Annotated in this window: 11 protein-coding genes; 8 read left to right on the top strand and 3 right to left on the bottom strand. The window is 72.6% G+C overall.

Features of this window, described 5'->3' with window-relative positions:
- Positions 1-34 precede the first annotated feature (34 nt).
- Both OP18_RS39255 and OP18_RS39260 read left to right on the top strand, forming a co-directional pair.
- Positions 35-1159, top strand: a complete 1125-nt coding sequence (locus OP18_RS39255) for a sensor histidine kinase (RefSeq protein WP_033364264.1) — start codon at positions 35-37, stop codon at positions 1157-1159.
- Positions 1156-1788 (top strand): response regulator, encoded by a 633-nt coding sequence (locus OP18_RS39260; RefSeq protein ID WP_033364265.1) that lies wholly within the window; start codon positions 1156-1158, stop codon positions 1786-1788. The genes OP18_RS39255 and OP18_RS39260 overlap by 4 nt, the downstream gene beginning before the upstream one ends.
- 18 nt (positions 1789-1806) lie before the next feature.
- Here the strand turns inward: OP18_RS39260 and OP18_RS39265 are convergent, their stop codons facing one another.
- On the bottom strand, positions 1807-3273 hold the full coding sequence (locus OP18_RS39265; protein ID WP_033364266.1) for a glutamate synthase subunit beta: 1467 nt from the start codon (positions 3271-3273) through the stop codon (positions 1807-1809).
- 221 nt (positions 3274-3494) lie between these two features.
- On the opposite strand from OP18_RS39265, the gene OP18_RS39270 reads away from it, so the two are divergent.
- The 5 genes from OP18_RS39270 (at position 3495) to OP18_RS39290 (ending at position 9895) form a co-directional block, all read left to right on the top strand.
- Positions 3495-3818: an ArsR/SmtB family transcription factor gene (locus OP18_RS39270; RefSeq protein WP_033364267.1), complete on the top strand. Its 324-nt coding sequence runs from the start codon at positions 3495-3497 to the stop codon at positions 3816-3818.
- A complete protein-coding gene (locus OP18_RS39275; protein WP_033364268.1) occupies positions 3815-4297 on the top strand; it encodes an SRPBCC domain-containing protein in 483 nt (160 codons plus the stop codon). Before OP18_RS39270 ends, OP18_RS39275 begins: the two co-directional genes overlap by 4 nt.
- A gap of 221 nt (positions 4298-4518) precedes the next feature.
- Entirely contained in the window at positions 4519-7656 is a 3138-nt protein-coding gene (locus OP18_RS39280) for a fascin domain-containing protein (RefSeq protein ID WP_052387993.1), read from the top strand.
- Positions 7657-7718: 62 nt separating this feature from the next.
- Positions 7719-9137 (top strand): glycoside hydrolase family 99 protein, encoded by a 1419-nt coding sequence (locus OP18_RS39285; RefSeq protein WP_211273814.1) that lies wholly within the window; start codon positions 7719-7721, stop codon positions 9135-9137.
- A 146-nt stretch (positions 9138-9283) separates the two neighbouring features.
- The gene (locus OP18_RS39290; protein WP_156090107.1) at positions 9284-9895 is read left to right on the top strand and encodes a hypothetical protein; all 612 of its coding nucleotides are present in this window, start codon (positions 9284-9286) and stop codon (positions 9893-9895) included.
- Positions 9896-9915: 20 nt separating this feature from the next.
- On the opposite strand, the gene OP18_RS39295 is transcribed toward OP18_RS39290, so the two are convergent.
- On the bottom strand, positions 9916-11472 hold the full coding sequence (locus tag OP18_RS39295; RefSeq protein WP_052387994.1) for a penicillin-binding transpeptidase domain-containing protein: 1557 nt from the start codon (positions 11470-11472) through the stop codon (positions 9916-9918).
- 100 nt (positions 11473-11572) lie between these two features.
- Positions 11573-12061 carry a hypothetical protein gene (locus OP18_RS39300; RefSeq protein ID WP_033364270.1) on the bottom strand — a complete coding sequence of 163 codons (489 nt, stop codon included), beginning with the start codon at positions 12059-12061 and terminating at the stop codon, positions 11573-11575.
- Positions 12062-12465: 404 nt separating this feature from the next.
- Here OP18_RS39300 and OP18_RS39305 point away from each other — a divergent pair, with 404 nt between their 5' ends.
- Positions 12466-13821 (top strand): enolase C-terminal domain-like protein, encoded by a 1356-nt coding sequence (locus OP18_RS39305; RefSeq protein WP_033364271.1) that lies wholly within the window; start codon positions 12466-12468, stop codon positions 13819-13821.
- Positions 13822-13847 lie beyond the last annotated feature (26 nt).

A 13847-nucleotide genomic window follows, 5' to 3' on the forward strand; every position in this document is an offset into this window, starting at 1 on the left:
CGCCCGCCGCGTCCGGGATGGTGGAATCGGCGGCATGAAGGGACGCGCCGTCGACCTCGCGCTCGCCGGGGCCGGGCTCGGCCTGGGGCTGCTCATGTTCGCCGCCGGGCAGTACCACGCCAGGGCCGGCGTCGGGTGGCTGGTGCCGCCGCTGGTCGTGTGCTGCGCGGCGCTGCTGCTGCGCCGTACCGCGCCCCTCGCCTCGGTGCTGATCGGCACCGCCGCCGTCACCGCCGACGTGGTGGTCGGGCCGTCCCTGGCCACGCCGCTGGTCTACACGCAGGTGCTCTACGACGCCTGCGTGCACGGCCGGCAGTCCCTCGCCCGGGCGCTGCTGGCGTGCTCCGTCGTCGGCTCGGTGGTGACCGCGGTCGTGGCCCTCGTCGTGTACCGCGACGTGCAGGCCCTCGGGCTGGCGATCCTGCTCGCGCTGGTCACCGTCGTGCCGGTGCTCACCGGCACGCACGTGCGCCACCACCGGGAACAGGCGCGGGTCGCCCGGCAGCTGGTCCGCCTCGCCGAGCTCGACCGGGCCAACGCCGTCGCCGGCGAGCGCGCCCGGATGGCCCGCGAGCTGCACGACGTCATCGCCAACCACCTCAGCGCCGTGGCCATCCACGCCACCGCGGCGCTCAGCGCCGACCTCGGCCCCGACGGCACCCGCGACGCGCTGCGGGTCATCCGCGAGAACAGCGTGCGCGGCCTGGCCGAGATGCGCCAGCTCGTCAGGTTCCTGCGCGACCCTGGCGGCGGGTCGGCCGCCGAGGACGTCACCGCCGGGCTGGCCGACCTCGAGGACCTCGCTGGGCGCGCCCGGCGCTCCGGTCTCGCCGTGGCGGTGTCGGTACGCGGTGAGCCCGCCGACCTGCCGACGTCGGTGGACCTGGCCGCCTACCGCATCGTGCAGGAGTCGCTGACGAACGCCCTGAAACACGGCGACGGCGGCCCGGTCACGGTGTCCGTCGCGTACCAGCCGGCGGCGGTGGACATCAGCGTCGCCTCCCCGCTCGCCGGCCGGCCGCCGCGGGCCGACGGGGCCGGCGCCGGCGTCATCGGCATGCGGGAGCGGGCCGAGCTGCTCGGCGGCTCGCTCGACGCCGGCCCGCGCGGCGGCGACTGGCTGGTCACCGCCCGCCTCCCCCGCGAGGTGCGCGTATGACCGTGCGGGTGCTGGTGGTGGACGACCAGGACGCGGTGCGCGCCGGCCTGGTGCTCATCCTGGGCGCCGCGCCCGACGTCGAGGTGGTGGGCGAGGCCGCGGACGGGCTGCGGGCCCTCGAGCTGGCCCGCGAGCTGCGCCCCGACGTCGTCGTGCTGGACGTGCGCATGCCCCGCCTCGACGGCATCGCGGCCACCCGCGAGCTCGTCGCCCTGGGCGTGCCCGGGGTGCTGATCCTGACCACGTTCGACCTGGACGAGTACGTGTTCGGCGCGCTGCGCGCCGGCGCGGCCGGGTTCCTGCTCAAGGACGCCGAGGCCGCCGACCTGCTCGCCGCGGTGCGCGCGGTGGCCCGCGGCGACGGCGTCATGGCGCCCGCGGTGACCCGGCGGGTCATCGCCACGTTCGCCGGGCCGCCGGTCCCGCCGGTCGACCTGGACGGCCTCACCGACCGCGAGCGCGAGGTGCTGCGCTGCCTCGGCGACGGGCTGTCCAACGCCGAGATCGCCGCCCGGCTCGGCATCGCCGAGGCCACCACGAAGACGCACGTGAGCCGGGTCCTCGCGAAGCTCGGCCTGCGCAGCCGGGTCCAGGCCGCCATCGCCGCCCAGGGCCTCGGCGGAGGCTGAGGCCCTGGGCGGCGGCCGTCAGTGCGCGGTCAGCGGCGCCGACGACGGGGTGATCGGGGCCGGGAGCCGGCCGCCGCCGCCCAGGTACTGGTGGACCGCCGCGGCCGCGGAGCGGCCCTCGGCGATCGCCCAGACGATGAGCGACGGGCCGCGGCGGGCGTCGCCGGCCACGAAGACCCCCGGGGCCGACGTCTGCCACCCGGCGTCGGTGTCCAGCGTGCCGCGCCGGTTGCGGGTCAGCTCGGCCTGCTCCAGGTGCGGGCCGGGCTGGGTGCCGGCGAAGCCGATCGCCAGCAGGGCCAGGTCGGCCGGGATCTCGCGGTCGGTGCCCTCGACCTCGGTCAGCGTGAACCCGGGGCCCAGCACGACGTCCACCAGCTCGACGGCGCGCAGCCGCCCCTGCTCGTCGCCGATGAACCGGCGGATCGCGCAGCCGTAGTTGCGCTCCCCGCCCTCCTCGTGGGCCGAGCCGCTGCGCAGCATGATCGGCCAGGTCGGCCACGGGTTGCGGGACGCGTCGCGCTGCGGCGGCGGCAGCGGGGCGACCTCGACCAGCTGCACGCTGACGGCACCCTGCCGGTGCGCGGTGCCGAGGCAGTCCGCGGCCGTGTCACCGCCGCCGACCACGATGACGTGCCGTCCGGCGGCGGTGATCGGCGGGGCGTCCAGCGTGCCGGCGACGACCTTGTTGGCGCCCTCGAGGTACTCCATCGCCTGGTGGATGCCGCTGAGCTCGCGGCCGGGGGTGTCCGGCACGTCGCGCGGGTCCAGCGCACCGCAGGCGAGCACCACGGCGTCGTGCCGCTGGCGCAGGTCGGCCAGCGAGACGTCCACGCCGACCTCGCAGCCGGTGACGAAGGTCACGCCCTCCGCCGACATCTGCGCGAGCCGCCGGTCGATGTGGTGCTTCTCGAACTTGAAGTCCGGGATGCCGTAGCGCAGCAGGCCGCCGGGGGCGTCACCGCGTTCGTACACGGTGACCGCGTGCCCGGCGCGGGCCAGCTGCTGCGCCGCCGCGAGACCGGCCGGGCCGGAGCCGACGACGCCCACGCTGTGGCCCGACGGCGGCGCCACCGGGAAGGGCGGCAGCGGCCCGTCGTCGGTGACGTGGTTGATGATCTCGACCTCGACCTGCTTGATCGTGACCGGGTCGTCGCCGATGCCCAGGACGCAGGCCGCCTCGCACGGTGCTGGGCAGAGCCGGCCCGTGACCTCGGGGAAGTTGTTGGTCGCGTGCAGCGTGTCGGCGGCGCGCGCCCACTCCCCGGTGCGGACCAGGTCGTTCCAGTCCGGGATGAGGTTGCCCAGCGGGCAGCCGTTGTGGCAGTACGGCACGCCGCAGTTCATGCAGCGACTGGCCTGCTCGTGGATCAGCTGCGGGTCGGCGCGCTGGTACACGTCGCGCCAGTCGGTGACCCGCTCGGGCACCGGCCGCAGCAGCGGGAGTTGACGACCGTACTTCAGAAAGCCAGTCGGGTCTGGCACAGCTGTCCCTCCACCGTTGCCTGGCGGTGCGAACGGAAAACATTCGGTGGGACAGCATTGGCCCGGTTGGTGCGTGCGACCGCGCACGGCCGCGGAAGGCACCTTAGCCGTTACGCCCGTACCCGCCACAAGGGGTCGGCGCTGCCCAATGCGCCACACCCTGCTATGGCCGGGCCCTGGCGGGCTTGACATGTGACCTATTGGTCACATAACTTCGAGTAGTGGATGACGACGACCGCGTCTTCAAGGCCCTGGCCGATCCCACCCGCCGGTTCCTGCTCGACCTGCTCTTCTCGCGTGACGGCCGCACGCTGACGGAGCTGGAGTCGGAGCTGGAGATGTCGCGCTTCGGAGTCATGAAGCACCTGAAGGTCCTCGAAGAGGCCGGACTGGTCGTGACCCGCCGGATGGGGCGGGAGAAATTGCACTTCCTCAACCCGATCCCGATCCGCCAGGTGCACGACCGGTGGATCGACAAGTACACCGAGCACCACGCCACCGCACTGCTGGAACTGAAGGCCGAACTCGAAGGGGACGAGCAATGAGCAGTACGCAGGTCTACAGGATTCACATCAAGGCGAGCCCGCAGCGGATCTGGGACGCGATCACCACCCCGGAGTGGACGTCGCGCTACGGCTACCGCGGCGAGAACCACATGGAGCTGCGCCCGGGCGGCGCGTTCCGCGGCATGTCGAACGCCGGCATGATCGCCGCCGGCGCCCCGGAGCTCGGCGTCGACGGCGAGATCGTCGAGGTCGCCCCGCCGTTCCGGCTGGTGCAGACCTGGCGGATGCTGATGGACCCCGACCACGTGCCCGAGGGCTTCACCCGGCTCACGTACGAGCTGAAGGAGGGCAAGGACGGCATCACCGCGCTGACCGTGACCCACGAGATCGGCGACGAGGCCGGCCTGGCGCAGCTGCTGTCCGGGGAGCTGGAGGACATGGGCGCCGGCGGCGGCTGGCCGTGGATCCTCAGCGACCTCAAGTCGCTGCTGGAGACCGGCAGCGCGATGGCGGGCTGAACGGTGGGCGGGTGCCGGCCCACGGGCCGGCACCCGCCCACGTCGGACATCCGGCGATCCACGAGACATCCCATGTATCTGCCAGCGAGGCACACATGATCACGGGTACTCTCGGACACTGCAGGCATTGACGAAGGCAGACGTCCAATGTTAACTGCTTGTCACATGGAAGGGTCTCGACGGCGCGAGGCTCCCCGCACCCGGATCGAAGGAGAGTTTCCGTGGGCAAGCCCCGCCGACTCGCCCTCCTGGCGGCCGCCACCGTCCTGTTGGGCACGTTCGTCACCCTGATCCACGGCCCGAACGCCACCGCGTCGACGACCGACGAGGTGTTCAATCCCGGCACCGGCGCGCTCGACGTCAACTACGCCGGCTACCTGGGCAGGCACGACATCGTCGCCAACAGCCCGCAGACCAACCCGCTGCACGGGCTCACCGTCGGCAACGGCAAGACCGGCGCGATGGTCTGGAACGCCAACGGCCTCACCATGCAGGTCTCCGGCGTCGACCTGTCGCCGCAGTCCGCGTTCGCGGCGGGCCTGGTGAACCTCAACACCAGCCCTGGTCTGGACACCGGCGTGAGCAGCTACCAGCAGCGGCTGTCGCTGTACGACGGCACGCTGACCACCCGGTACGACACCAACCGCACGGTCACGATCATGGGGGTGCCCGGCTCCGAGGTCATGGGCGTGCACGTCGAGGACTCCCGCACCGGCCTGGGCACCACCACGCTGGACCTGAGCATGTGGGACCCGGCGACGGTCACCAACAGCGCCGACGTGCCCAACCTGGACACCTGGAAGCAGGTGAGCACGTTCGCCGACGCGAGCGCCGCCGGGCTCAGCCGCGGCCAGAGCGACCCGAACAACTTCGGCTACACCCTGGCCGCCACCGTCGAGGGCGCCGCGTACAGCACGCAGGTCGTCAACGGCACACGGGTCCGCTTGAGCATCACCCCGAGCGCCGGCTACACGATCTGGTTCACCGCCGCGAGCCGGGTCAACTCCCCCGGCGCCAACTCCGTCACCCAGGCCCGCAACCAGCTCAGCGCGGCGAAGAGCACCGGCTACCTGAACAACCTCAACGCCTACCGCGACTGGTGGCACGCGTTCTGGGCGAAGTCGTTCGTGCAGTACAGCGGCGCCGCCGGTACCGGTGACTATCTCGAGAACGTCTACTACCTGGCGACGTACATGATCGCCGCCGGCGGCTACGGCAACTACCCGTTCCACTTCATCAACGGCGTGTTCCGGGCGACCGAGGACCGCACCAAGTGGAGCAACGGCTACTGGTACTGGAACCAGCGCGACGTGTACAACTCGTTCCTCGCGTCCAACCACGCCGACCTGTTCGCCACCGAGAACCGCCTCTACAGCCGCAACCTCACCGCGTTGAAGGCCTACACGCAGACCAGGTACGGCATCGACGGGCTGTGGGTGCCGGAGACGATGGGCTGGGACGGCAACGCCCGCGGCACCGTCAACAGCGACTACGTCAACGACATCTACTCCACCGGCACCGAGGCCGCGTACAACATGTACCTGCAGTACCGGTACACGAACGACCTGGCCTACCTGCAGAACACCGCGTACCCGTACATGCGCGAGGCGGTGAAGTTCTACCAGTCGAAGCTCAGCTACGACGCCGGCACTGGCCGCTACTCCATGGCGACGTCCAACGCGCACGAGACGTACTGGGACGTCAAGAACGCCATCACCGACCTGGCCGCGGTGCGGCTGCTGTTCCCGCTCACCATCCAGGTCAGCAACCAGCTCGGCCTCGACGCCGGCCTGCGCGCCGGATGGCAGAACGTGCTGGACCGCATCGAGCCGTACAAGACCAGCAACGGCGCGTGGCTGCCGCACGACCCGCCGGCGCCGGCCCAGCAGCGCAACGGTGAGAACGTCACCGCGGAGCTGATCTGGCCCTACGACCTGACCGGCATCGGCGCCGCCGACTACCAGACCGCGCTGAACAGCTGGAACACCCGGCCCAACCCGTACAGCAACGTGTGGGCCAACGACGCGGTGCAGGCCGCCCGGCTCGGCCTCGGCGACCAGGCGCTGCAGGGCATGAAGCTGATGCTGCAGCGCTACCAGAACTACCCCAACGGCATGACCAACAACACCAACGGCGTCTTCGAGTACCTCGGCGTGCACCTCGCCGCGATGAACGAGACGCTGCTGCAGTCCTACAACGACAAGATCCGGGTCTTCCCTGCCGCGCCCAACGACACGAACTTCGTCGGCCGGTTCACGCTGCTGGCCAAGGACGGCTTCCTGGTCAGCTCCGAGCGGGAGGGCAACGAGACCAAGTACGTGGGCCTCAAGAGCCTCTACGGCAAGCAGGCCCGGGTGGTGAACCCGTGGGGCACCGCCGAGATCCGGGTCCGCCGCGCCTCCGACAACGCGACCCTCACCACCACGACCGCCGGCGAGGTCACCTTCGCCACCGCCGCCAACACCGTGTACGTCGTCGAGCGCACCGCCAAGCCGCTGACGTCGTACACGTCGACCTCGCTGTCCGGCACCGCCAACACCGGCGTGAAGTCGCTGTCCGGCACCGCCTCCACGCTCGGCACCGGCGGACCCGGCACCCCGGGACTGGTCAACGACACCGCGCTCACCTACGACGCGAACTGGTTCCACACCACCGGCCGCGGCTACGGCGACTACAACGACGACACCCACCACTCCACCACCGTCAACGCCGCCGCCAGCTACACCTTCACCGGCACCGGCGTGGAGCTGCTGTCCGAGCGCTTCAGCGACATGGGCAACGTCGACGTGTACATCGACAACGCCTTCCAGGCCAACGTGAACCTCAACGTCGCCGGCGCCCGCCAGGTGCAGCAGGTGGTGTACACCAAGACCGGCCTGGCCAACGGCAGCCACACGATCCGCATCGTGAACAAGACGACGTCGGTCGGCATGGTCGACGCGCTGCGCGTCATCACCGGCGGCACACCCCCGGCCGGCGGCTCGACGCTCATGGCGCAGGTCAACAGCCGGTACGTGACCGCCGGCGCCGGCCCGCTCATCGCGAACCAGACCGCCGCCGGCACCGCCGAGCAGTTCGAGGTCGTCGACCTCGGCGGCGGCAACGTCGCGCTGAAAGCCAGGTTCAACGGCCAGTACGTGTGCGCGGAGAACGCCGGCGCCAACCCGCTCGTGGCCAACCGCGCCGCGATCGGCGGCTGGGAGACGTTCAAGCTGATCCGCAACCCGGACGGCACCGTCAGCCTGCAGGCCACCGTCAACAGCAGGTACGTCGTCGCGGAGAGCGCCGGTGCCGCCGCCCTCATCGCCAACCGCGACGCGATCGGCCCGTGGGAGAAGTTCATCCTCACCACGGCGTAGGTTCCCCGCCGGGTGGGGCCCGCCAGCCCCACCCGGCGCCTTCCGGAAGGACATCTCACCGCATGAGACTCACCCGACGCGGGTTGCTCGGCGCCTCCGCCACGGCGCTGGGCCTGTCCGTCGTGCCGTTCGCGCTGCGCGACGCGGCCGCGGCCGCCGGCCCCGCATCGAACGTCCACGTCTTCTACTACCCCTGGTACGGCACGTACCGGCACTGGGACCAGGGCGGGCACACCCCGCCGACCGACATCGGCGCCAACTACTACCCGGTCCGCGGCGCGTACAACTCCGGCGACCCGGCCGTGCTCGAGCAGCACATGACGTGGATCGCGCAGGCCGGCGCCGGCGTCGTCGTCACCAGCTGGTGGGGGCAGGGCTCCTACGAGGACACCCTGGTCCCCGGGATCCTCGACGCCGCCGCCCGGCACGGCCTCAAGGTCGCCTGGCACCTGGAGCCGTACCCGGGCCGCACCGCCGCCTCGACCGTCGCCGACATCAACTACCTCATCGCCCGGTACGGCCCGCACGCCGCCTTCTACCGCGACGCCCAGCACGGCAACCGCGGCGCGTACTACGTGTTCGAGAGCCTGCGCATCGCCGACTGGTCCGCCCTGGCGCAGGTGCGCGCCACGTCGATCGTGCTGGCGCAGACCACCGACACCAGCAAGGTCGCGAACTTCGGCGGCATGTACACCTACGACGGCATCGCCGCGGCCACCGCCCCCGGCTGGGCGGACGCCAACGCCTACTGCCGCGCCAACGGCCTGGTCTGGGCGCCGTCGGTGGCGCCCGGCTACATCGACGACCGGGCCGTGCCGGGCAACACCACCCCGACGCTCGGCCGCGACAACGGCGCCGCCTACGACCGCGCCTGGAACAACGCCCTCACCCAGGGCGGCCTGCCCACCTGGGTGTCGATCACGTCGTTCAACGAGTGGCACGAAGGTTCCTCCATCGAACCCGCCTCCTCCACGCCACCGGCCGGCCAGGGGTACCTGACCTACTCCGGCGCGTACGGGCTCACCGGCGCGGCCGCGGAGACGGCGTACCTGACCCGCACCAGGTACTGGGTCGACCGGTTCGTGCCCACCCCGCCCGCCGGCATCGGCCTGCGTTCGCGCGCCAACGGCCGGTTCGTCAGCGCCGCCACCGGCACCCTCGTCGCGAGCGCCACCGCCTGGGGCACCGCGGAACGCTTCGAGCAGGTGCCGCTCGGCGGCGGCGCCGTCGCGCTGCGGGCCGCCGCCAACGGCATGTTCGTGTGCGCGGAGAACGCGGGTGCCGCGGCGCTGGTCGCCAACCGGGCCGCCGCGGGCGCGTGGGAGAGTTTCCAGCTGCTCGACAACGGCGACGGCTCGTTCAGCCTGCGGGCGGACGTCAACGGCCGCTACGTGTGCGCGGAGAACGCGGGCGCCGCGCCGCTCATCGCCAACCGCACCGCCGTCGGCCAGTGGGAGAAGTTCGACCTCGTCACCCCGTGACGCCGTCGGATCCGGCGCGCCGGGGTCGCCCTGGCGCGCCGGTTCCGGCGTGCTGCCGGTCGCTTGACCGACCGGGTCCCATCGGGGATCGTGTATCGATCTGGACCCGGCGCAGGCCGGGTCCGCTCCACGTATATGGGGGTATCGTGGCCGATTCGGTGTGGCGTGCCCGGGCGGGCCGGGTGCTGGCCGCGGTGGCGGCGGCGGGCGCGGCGGTGGCGCTCGTGGGCCTGACCACCGGCGCCTGGGCGACCGTCACGATCAGCGGGCTGAGCACCGCGCGCGGCGACTACACCGCCGACCCGGCGCGGCGGCTGGACGTGGACCTCCACCCCGACGGCCGGCTCGCGGCCCGCGGCGAGGCGTCCATGCGGCAGCTGTACGAGGGCGGCGAGCTGACCTCGGCGCGCGAGGCGCTGTCCCACGCCGTCCCGGGCCTGCTGGACGGCTTCGCCAACGCCTGCGTCGTCGCGATCGGTCTGCTGGCGGTCGCCGGCGTCGTGCGGCGCCTGCCGCCGTACCTGTGGACGGTCGCGTGCGCGGTCGCCATGGGCGCGCTGACCGCGGTCGCGGTGCTGCGCTTCGAGACGCTCGCGGCGCTCGCCGCGTTCGCCCCGAACGTGGCGTCGACGTTCGAGGTGCACGGGTCCGCGCTGGCCGGCTGGACGACCGCCGCCCTGGTGGTGTACCTGGTCGCCGCCGCGACCGCCGCCCACCCGCTGCTGCGCGAGCCGTCCGGCCCCGGCGACGACCGGTGACCGGGTCGTAGCGGGCGGCGTCAGGCGAAGGCGAGCTCGCGCGGCGGGGCGGTGAAGTCGCGGGCCGGCAGCGGGGCAAGGCCGTCGTGCGCGACCCCGGCGACCACCCCGACGGCGTGCTCGGGCACGCCGGCGTCGAGCTGGGCCGCGCCGGGGTCGAACGCCGGCGGGGAGGCGATCAGGCCCGCGGTGGCCAGCTGCGGGGCGGCGACCACCACCGAGAAGCCGCGTCGGTCGCTCGTCAGGCCGGACTGCCCGGCCACCGGGCGGCCGACGGTGTCGTGGACCGTCGTGGTCGCGACGGTGCCGGCGCCGCAGCGGTCGCCGAACGCGGAGCGGTCGCCGACCGGGCACCGAGCGGCGTCGATCGCGGCGCGGGCAACCTGCGTGCGGAGCGCCTGCTCGCAACGCGGCCCGACGCCGTCGATCGGCCGGCCGGCGGCGTCGGTGACGCGGGTGACGGGCAGCGGGTCGCAGCGGGTGCCGTCGGCGGCCAGCGTGGCGTACGCGTTGGCCAGGTCCAGGGCGGTGGTCGCCGACACGCCGACCGTGAACGCGCCCCATGACCGGCTGTCCGCCGGTTCGCTCAGCCTCTGGTCCTGCGGGCTGCGGAAGACGATGCCCAGGCGCTGCGCCATGGCGACCGACCGCTCCGCGCCGAGGCGCTCCTGCAGGGCCACGAAGTAGGTCACCACCGAGTGGCCGAACGCGTCCCACATCGTTCGGCGCCCGGACAGGTACGCCGGGTCGCCGGTGTTGGCCGGGCACCAGTACCCGCCGTCGCACGCCACCGGGTTCTGCGGGTCGATGCGGTACTTCGACTGGTACACCCGCTTCGTGTCGATCTCGTGGTCCAGCGTGAGGCCGCCGTCAAGCGCCGCGGCCAGGGTGAACATCATGAACGGCGCGCCGGCCGCGCCGCCGGGCGTCTCCGCGCTGCCGGAGACGAGCGGGTCCACCACGTCGGGTCCGGCGGGCCGCCACGCCGGCAGGACGTCGCCCTGGTCCCCGGTCGGGCCTGTCGCCCGGCTCGCGGCCGCGGGGCGGCGGAAGTTGCGGTTGGCGGCCATCGTCCTGACCAGGCCGGTGCCTGGTTCGATCGCCGCGAGGCTGAACACGTTCGGGTCGCTGACCGGCACGGTCGCGTCGACCCGCTGCTTGGCGCCGGCCTGCAGCCGCGGGTCGAGCGAGCCGTTGACGCGGTACCCGCCGTGCCGCAGCCGCTCGAGCCGCTGGGCCGGGTCGGTCCCGAAGGCTTCCTGCCCCCGCCACCAGGTGACGAAGTAGTCGCAGAAGTAGCCCCAGTCGTTGACCGATGCGCGCAGGCAGCTGTCCTGTGGCTCGTCGGTGTCGAACCGGGCGATCAGGGTCGTGCCGTCGGCCGCGTACAGCTCCGACGGCAGTGCCGTGGCCGGCGCGGGCCGCCTGGGCGGGTCCTCGCCCCTGGACCGCCACGGCACGACGCCCGCCGCGGCGGCCAGCACAACGACCGCCGCCACCACCAGTGTGCGCCGCCCGCCGGTGGCCGGCCCGCGTGCCGACTCGATGATCGATTCGCTCGTCGACGCGCCCGTCATGATCCCCCCGTTGCAGCTGCCCGACAGGGGTTGGATGCTATCGACTGCCGTCACCGCCCGCTGACCCGTAGGCGCGCCCGGCAGCCCGCCATGCGGCGCCTCAGGCCGCCGCGGCGCGGGGGCGGCGCGCGAGGGTGACGCCGGCGCCGACGGGGCCGGCGACGAGGAAGAACAGTCCCAGGAAGCCGAAGACGAGCGTGTTGTCCTTCGGCGTGTCGTCGGAGGTCACCGTGAGGCCGGCCGCCTCGATCCGGACCGGTTCGCCGCGATACAGGGTCACCCGCACCGCACGGCCACCGGCCGGCGGGACGTCGCGGGAGATGACGGTGCTCATGGTCAGCTGCCGCCCGGCGAGATCCAAGGTCGCATGGTCGCTCGTGAGCTCGGTGAGCGTCGCGTCGAGCACGGCCCGGCACCGCGCCCTGGTGAGCTCCTGCCCCTGCGCGCAGGGCGGGGCGTCACGCATTCGCCGGTCCTCCACGTCGCTGCGCCAGGCGACCAGCAGCGACGCGGCGCCGGCCACGGTCGTCGCGGCCACCGCCGCGATCAGGCCCCGGTTGGACGGCGGAGCGACGTACGCACGCACCATGCCCGCATTGTCCGCCACGGCGCCGGCGGCCGCTGTCCGTCCAGGCGGCACACCCCGGGTAACGAACGGCCGCCGCGCCGGGTGGGAGGCGTGGCGTTCGGGTCAGCACAGCATCAGCCCTGGAGGGGCCCCTCCAGGGCTGATGCCTACCCTGCTCCGCGTCGGCGTCGCGTCACAGGGTGTCGTCCGCAGGTCTGCGAGCGGTGGGTCCGCTCATCGAACCATGGACAACCCTCGACACCGAGTGAACATCGGAGGTATCTCTTCGTCAAGAAGGGTTCCGAACTTCTGTCGCTTCGAACAAAAGCGACAGCGTCCAAGATTTTGCCCCTTGCCTCCCGCCGCCCACGCCTGCTAAACATCGGATGTCTCAGCCGGCAGTGGTACCGATCGAGGGAGGGGCCGTGACCCACCGCTTCGTGTCGCTGGACACCTACGACGTGCGGTTCCCGACCTCACGGGAGTTCGACGGCTCCGACGCGATGAACGCCGACCCCGACTACTCGGCCGCCTATGTGGTCCTACGAACCGACGCCGTCGGCGGCGGCGAGGCGGGCGGCGAGTCCACCGAGGGGCACGGGTTCGCGTTCACCATCGGCCGGGGCAACGACGTGCAGACCGCGGCGATCGAGGCGCTTCGGCCGTATCTCGTCGGACGTCTGATGAAGGAGGTGCTCGACGACCTCGGCGGGCTGTACCGGGAGCTGGTCTACGACTCGCAGCTGCGCTGGCTCGGGCCGGAGAAGGGTGTCATGCACATGGCGATCTCGGCGGTCGTCAACGCGCTGTGGGACCTCAAGGCCAAGCGGGCCGGCCTGCCCCTGTGGCAGCTGCTGTCGGCCATGTCGCCGGAGGAGCTGGTCGACCTGGTCGACTTCCGCTACCTCAGCGACGCCCTGACGCCGCAGGAGGCGCTGCGGCTGCTGCGCCGCGGCGAGCGGGGGCGGCAGGAGCGGGTGCAGGCGCTGCTGGCCGGCGGCTACCCCGCGTACGCCACGTCACCCGGCTGGCTCGGCTACGACGACGCCAAGCTCGAACGGCTCTGCCGGGAGGCCCTGGCGGCCGGGTTCACGCACATCAAGCTCAAGGTCGGCGCCGATCTCGACGACGACCTGCGCCGCATGCGGATCGCCCGGCAGGTGTGCGGCCCGGGCGTACGGATCGCGATCGACGCCAACCAGCGGTGGGACGTCGGCACCGCGGTCGAGTGGGTCGAGGCGCTCGCGCCGTTCGACCCGTGGTGGGTGGAGGAGCCCACCTCGCCCGACGACGTGGTCGGGCACGCGGCGATCGCCCGGCGGATCGCGCCGATCCCGGTCGCCACCGGTGAGCACGTCCAGAACCGGGTCGTGTTCAAGCAGCTGCTGCAGCTCAACGCCGTCTCGTTCGTCCAGCTCGACGCCGCCCGCGTCGCCGGGGTCAACGAGAACGTCGCGATCCTGCTGCTGGCGGCGAAGTTCGGCGTCCCCGTCTGCCCGCACGCCGGTGGCGTCGGGCTGTGCGAGCTCGTGCAGCACCTGTCGATGTTCGACTACGTCGCGGTGTCCGGTTCGATGCACGACCGGGCCATCGAGTACGTCGACCATCTGCACGAGCACTTCACCGACCCGGTGCGCATGCACCGGGGGCACTACCTGGCGCCGCTCGCACCAGGGTTCAGCTCCACCATGCGGGCGGAGAGCCGGGCGCGCTACGCGTTTCCGGACGGCCCCGTCTGGCGTGCCGGCGCCGACGCCGCCGGCGCGTCCCCGAGCCGCTGAACACCCACACCCCTTGAGGATCCCGC

Origin of the sequence: Dactylosporangium aurantiacum (assembly GCF_000716715.1) — a bacterium.
GTDB lineage: Bacteria > Actinomycetota > Actinomycetes > Mycobacteriales > Micromonosporaceae > Dactylosporangium > Dactylosporangium aurantiacum.

Bases quoted from the DNA above. Each gene is read 5' to 3' on its own strand.
- OP18_RS39255 (WP_033364264.1), top strand. From the start codon at position 35: ATGAAGGGACGCGCCGTCGACCTCGCGCTCGCCGGGGCCGGGCTCGGC.
- OP18_RS39260 (WP_033364265.1), top strand. From the start codon at position 1,156: ATGACCGTGCGGGTGCTGGTGGTGGACGACCAGGACGCGGTGCGCGCC.
- OP18_RS39275 (WP_033364268.1), top strand. From the start codon at position 3,815: ATGAGCAGTACGCAGGTCTACAGGATTCACATCAAGGCGAGCCCGCAG.
- OP18_RS39285 (WP_211273814.1), top strand. From the start codon at position 7,719: ATGAGACTCACCCGACGCGGGTTGCTCGGCGCCTCCGCCACGGCGCTG.
- OP18_RS39295 (WP_052387994.1), bottom strand. From the start codon at position 11,472: ATGACGGGCGCGTCGACGAGCGAATCGATCATCGAGTCGGCACGCGGG.
- OP18_RS39300 (WP_033364270.1), bottom strand. From the start codon at position 12,061: ATGGTGCGTGCGTACGTCGCTCCGCCGTCCAACCGGGGCCTGATCGCG.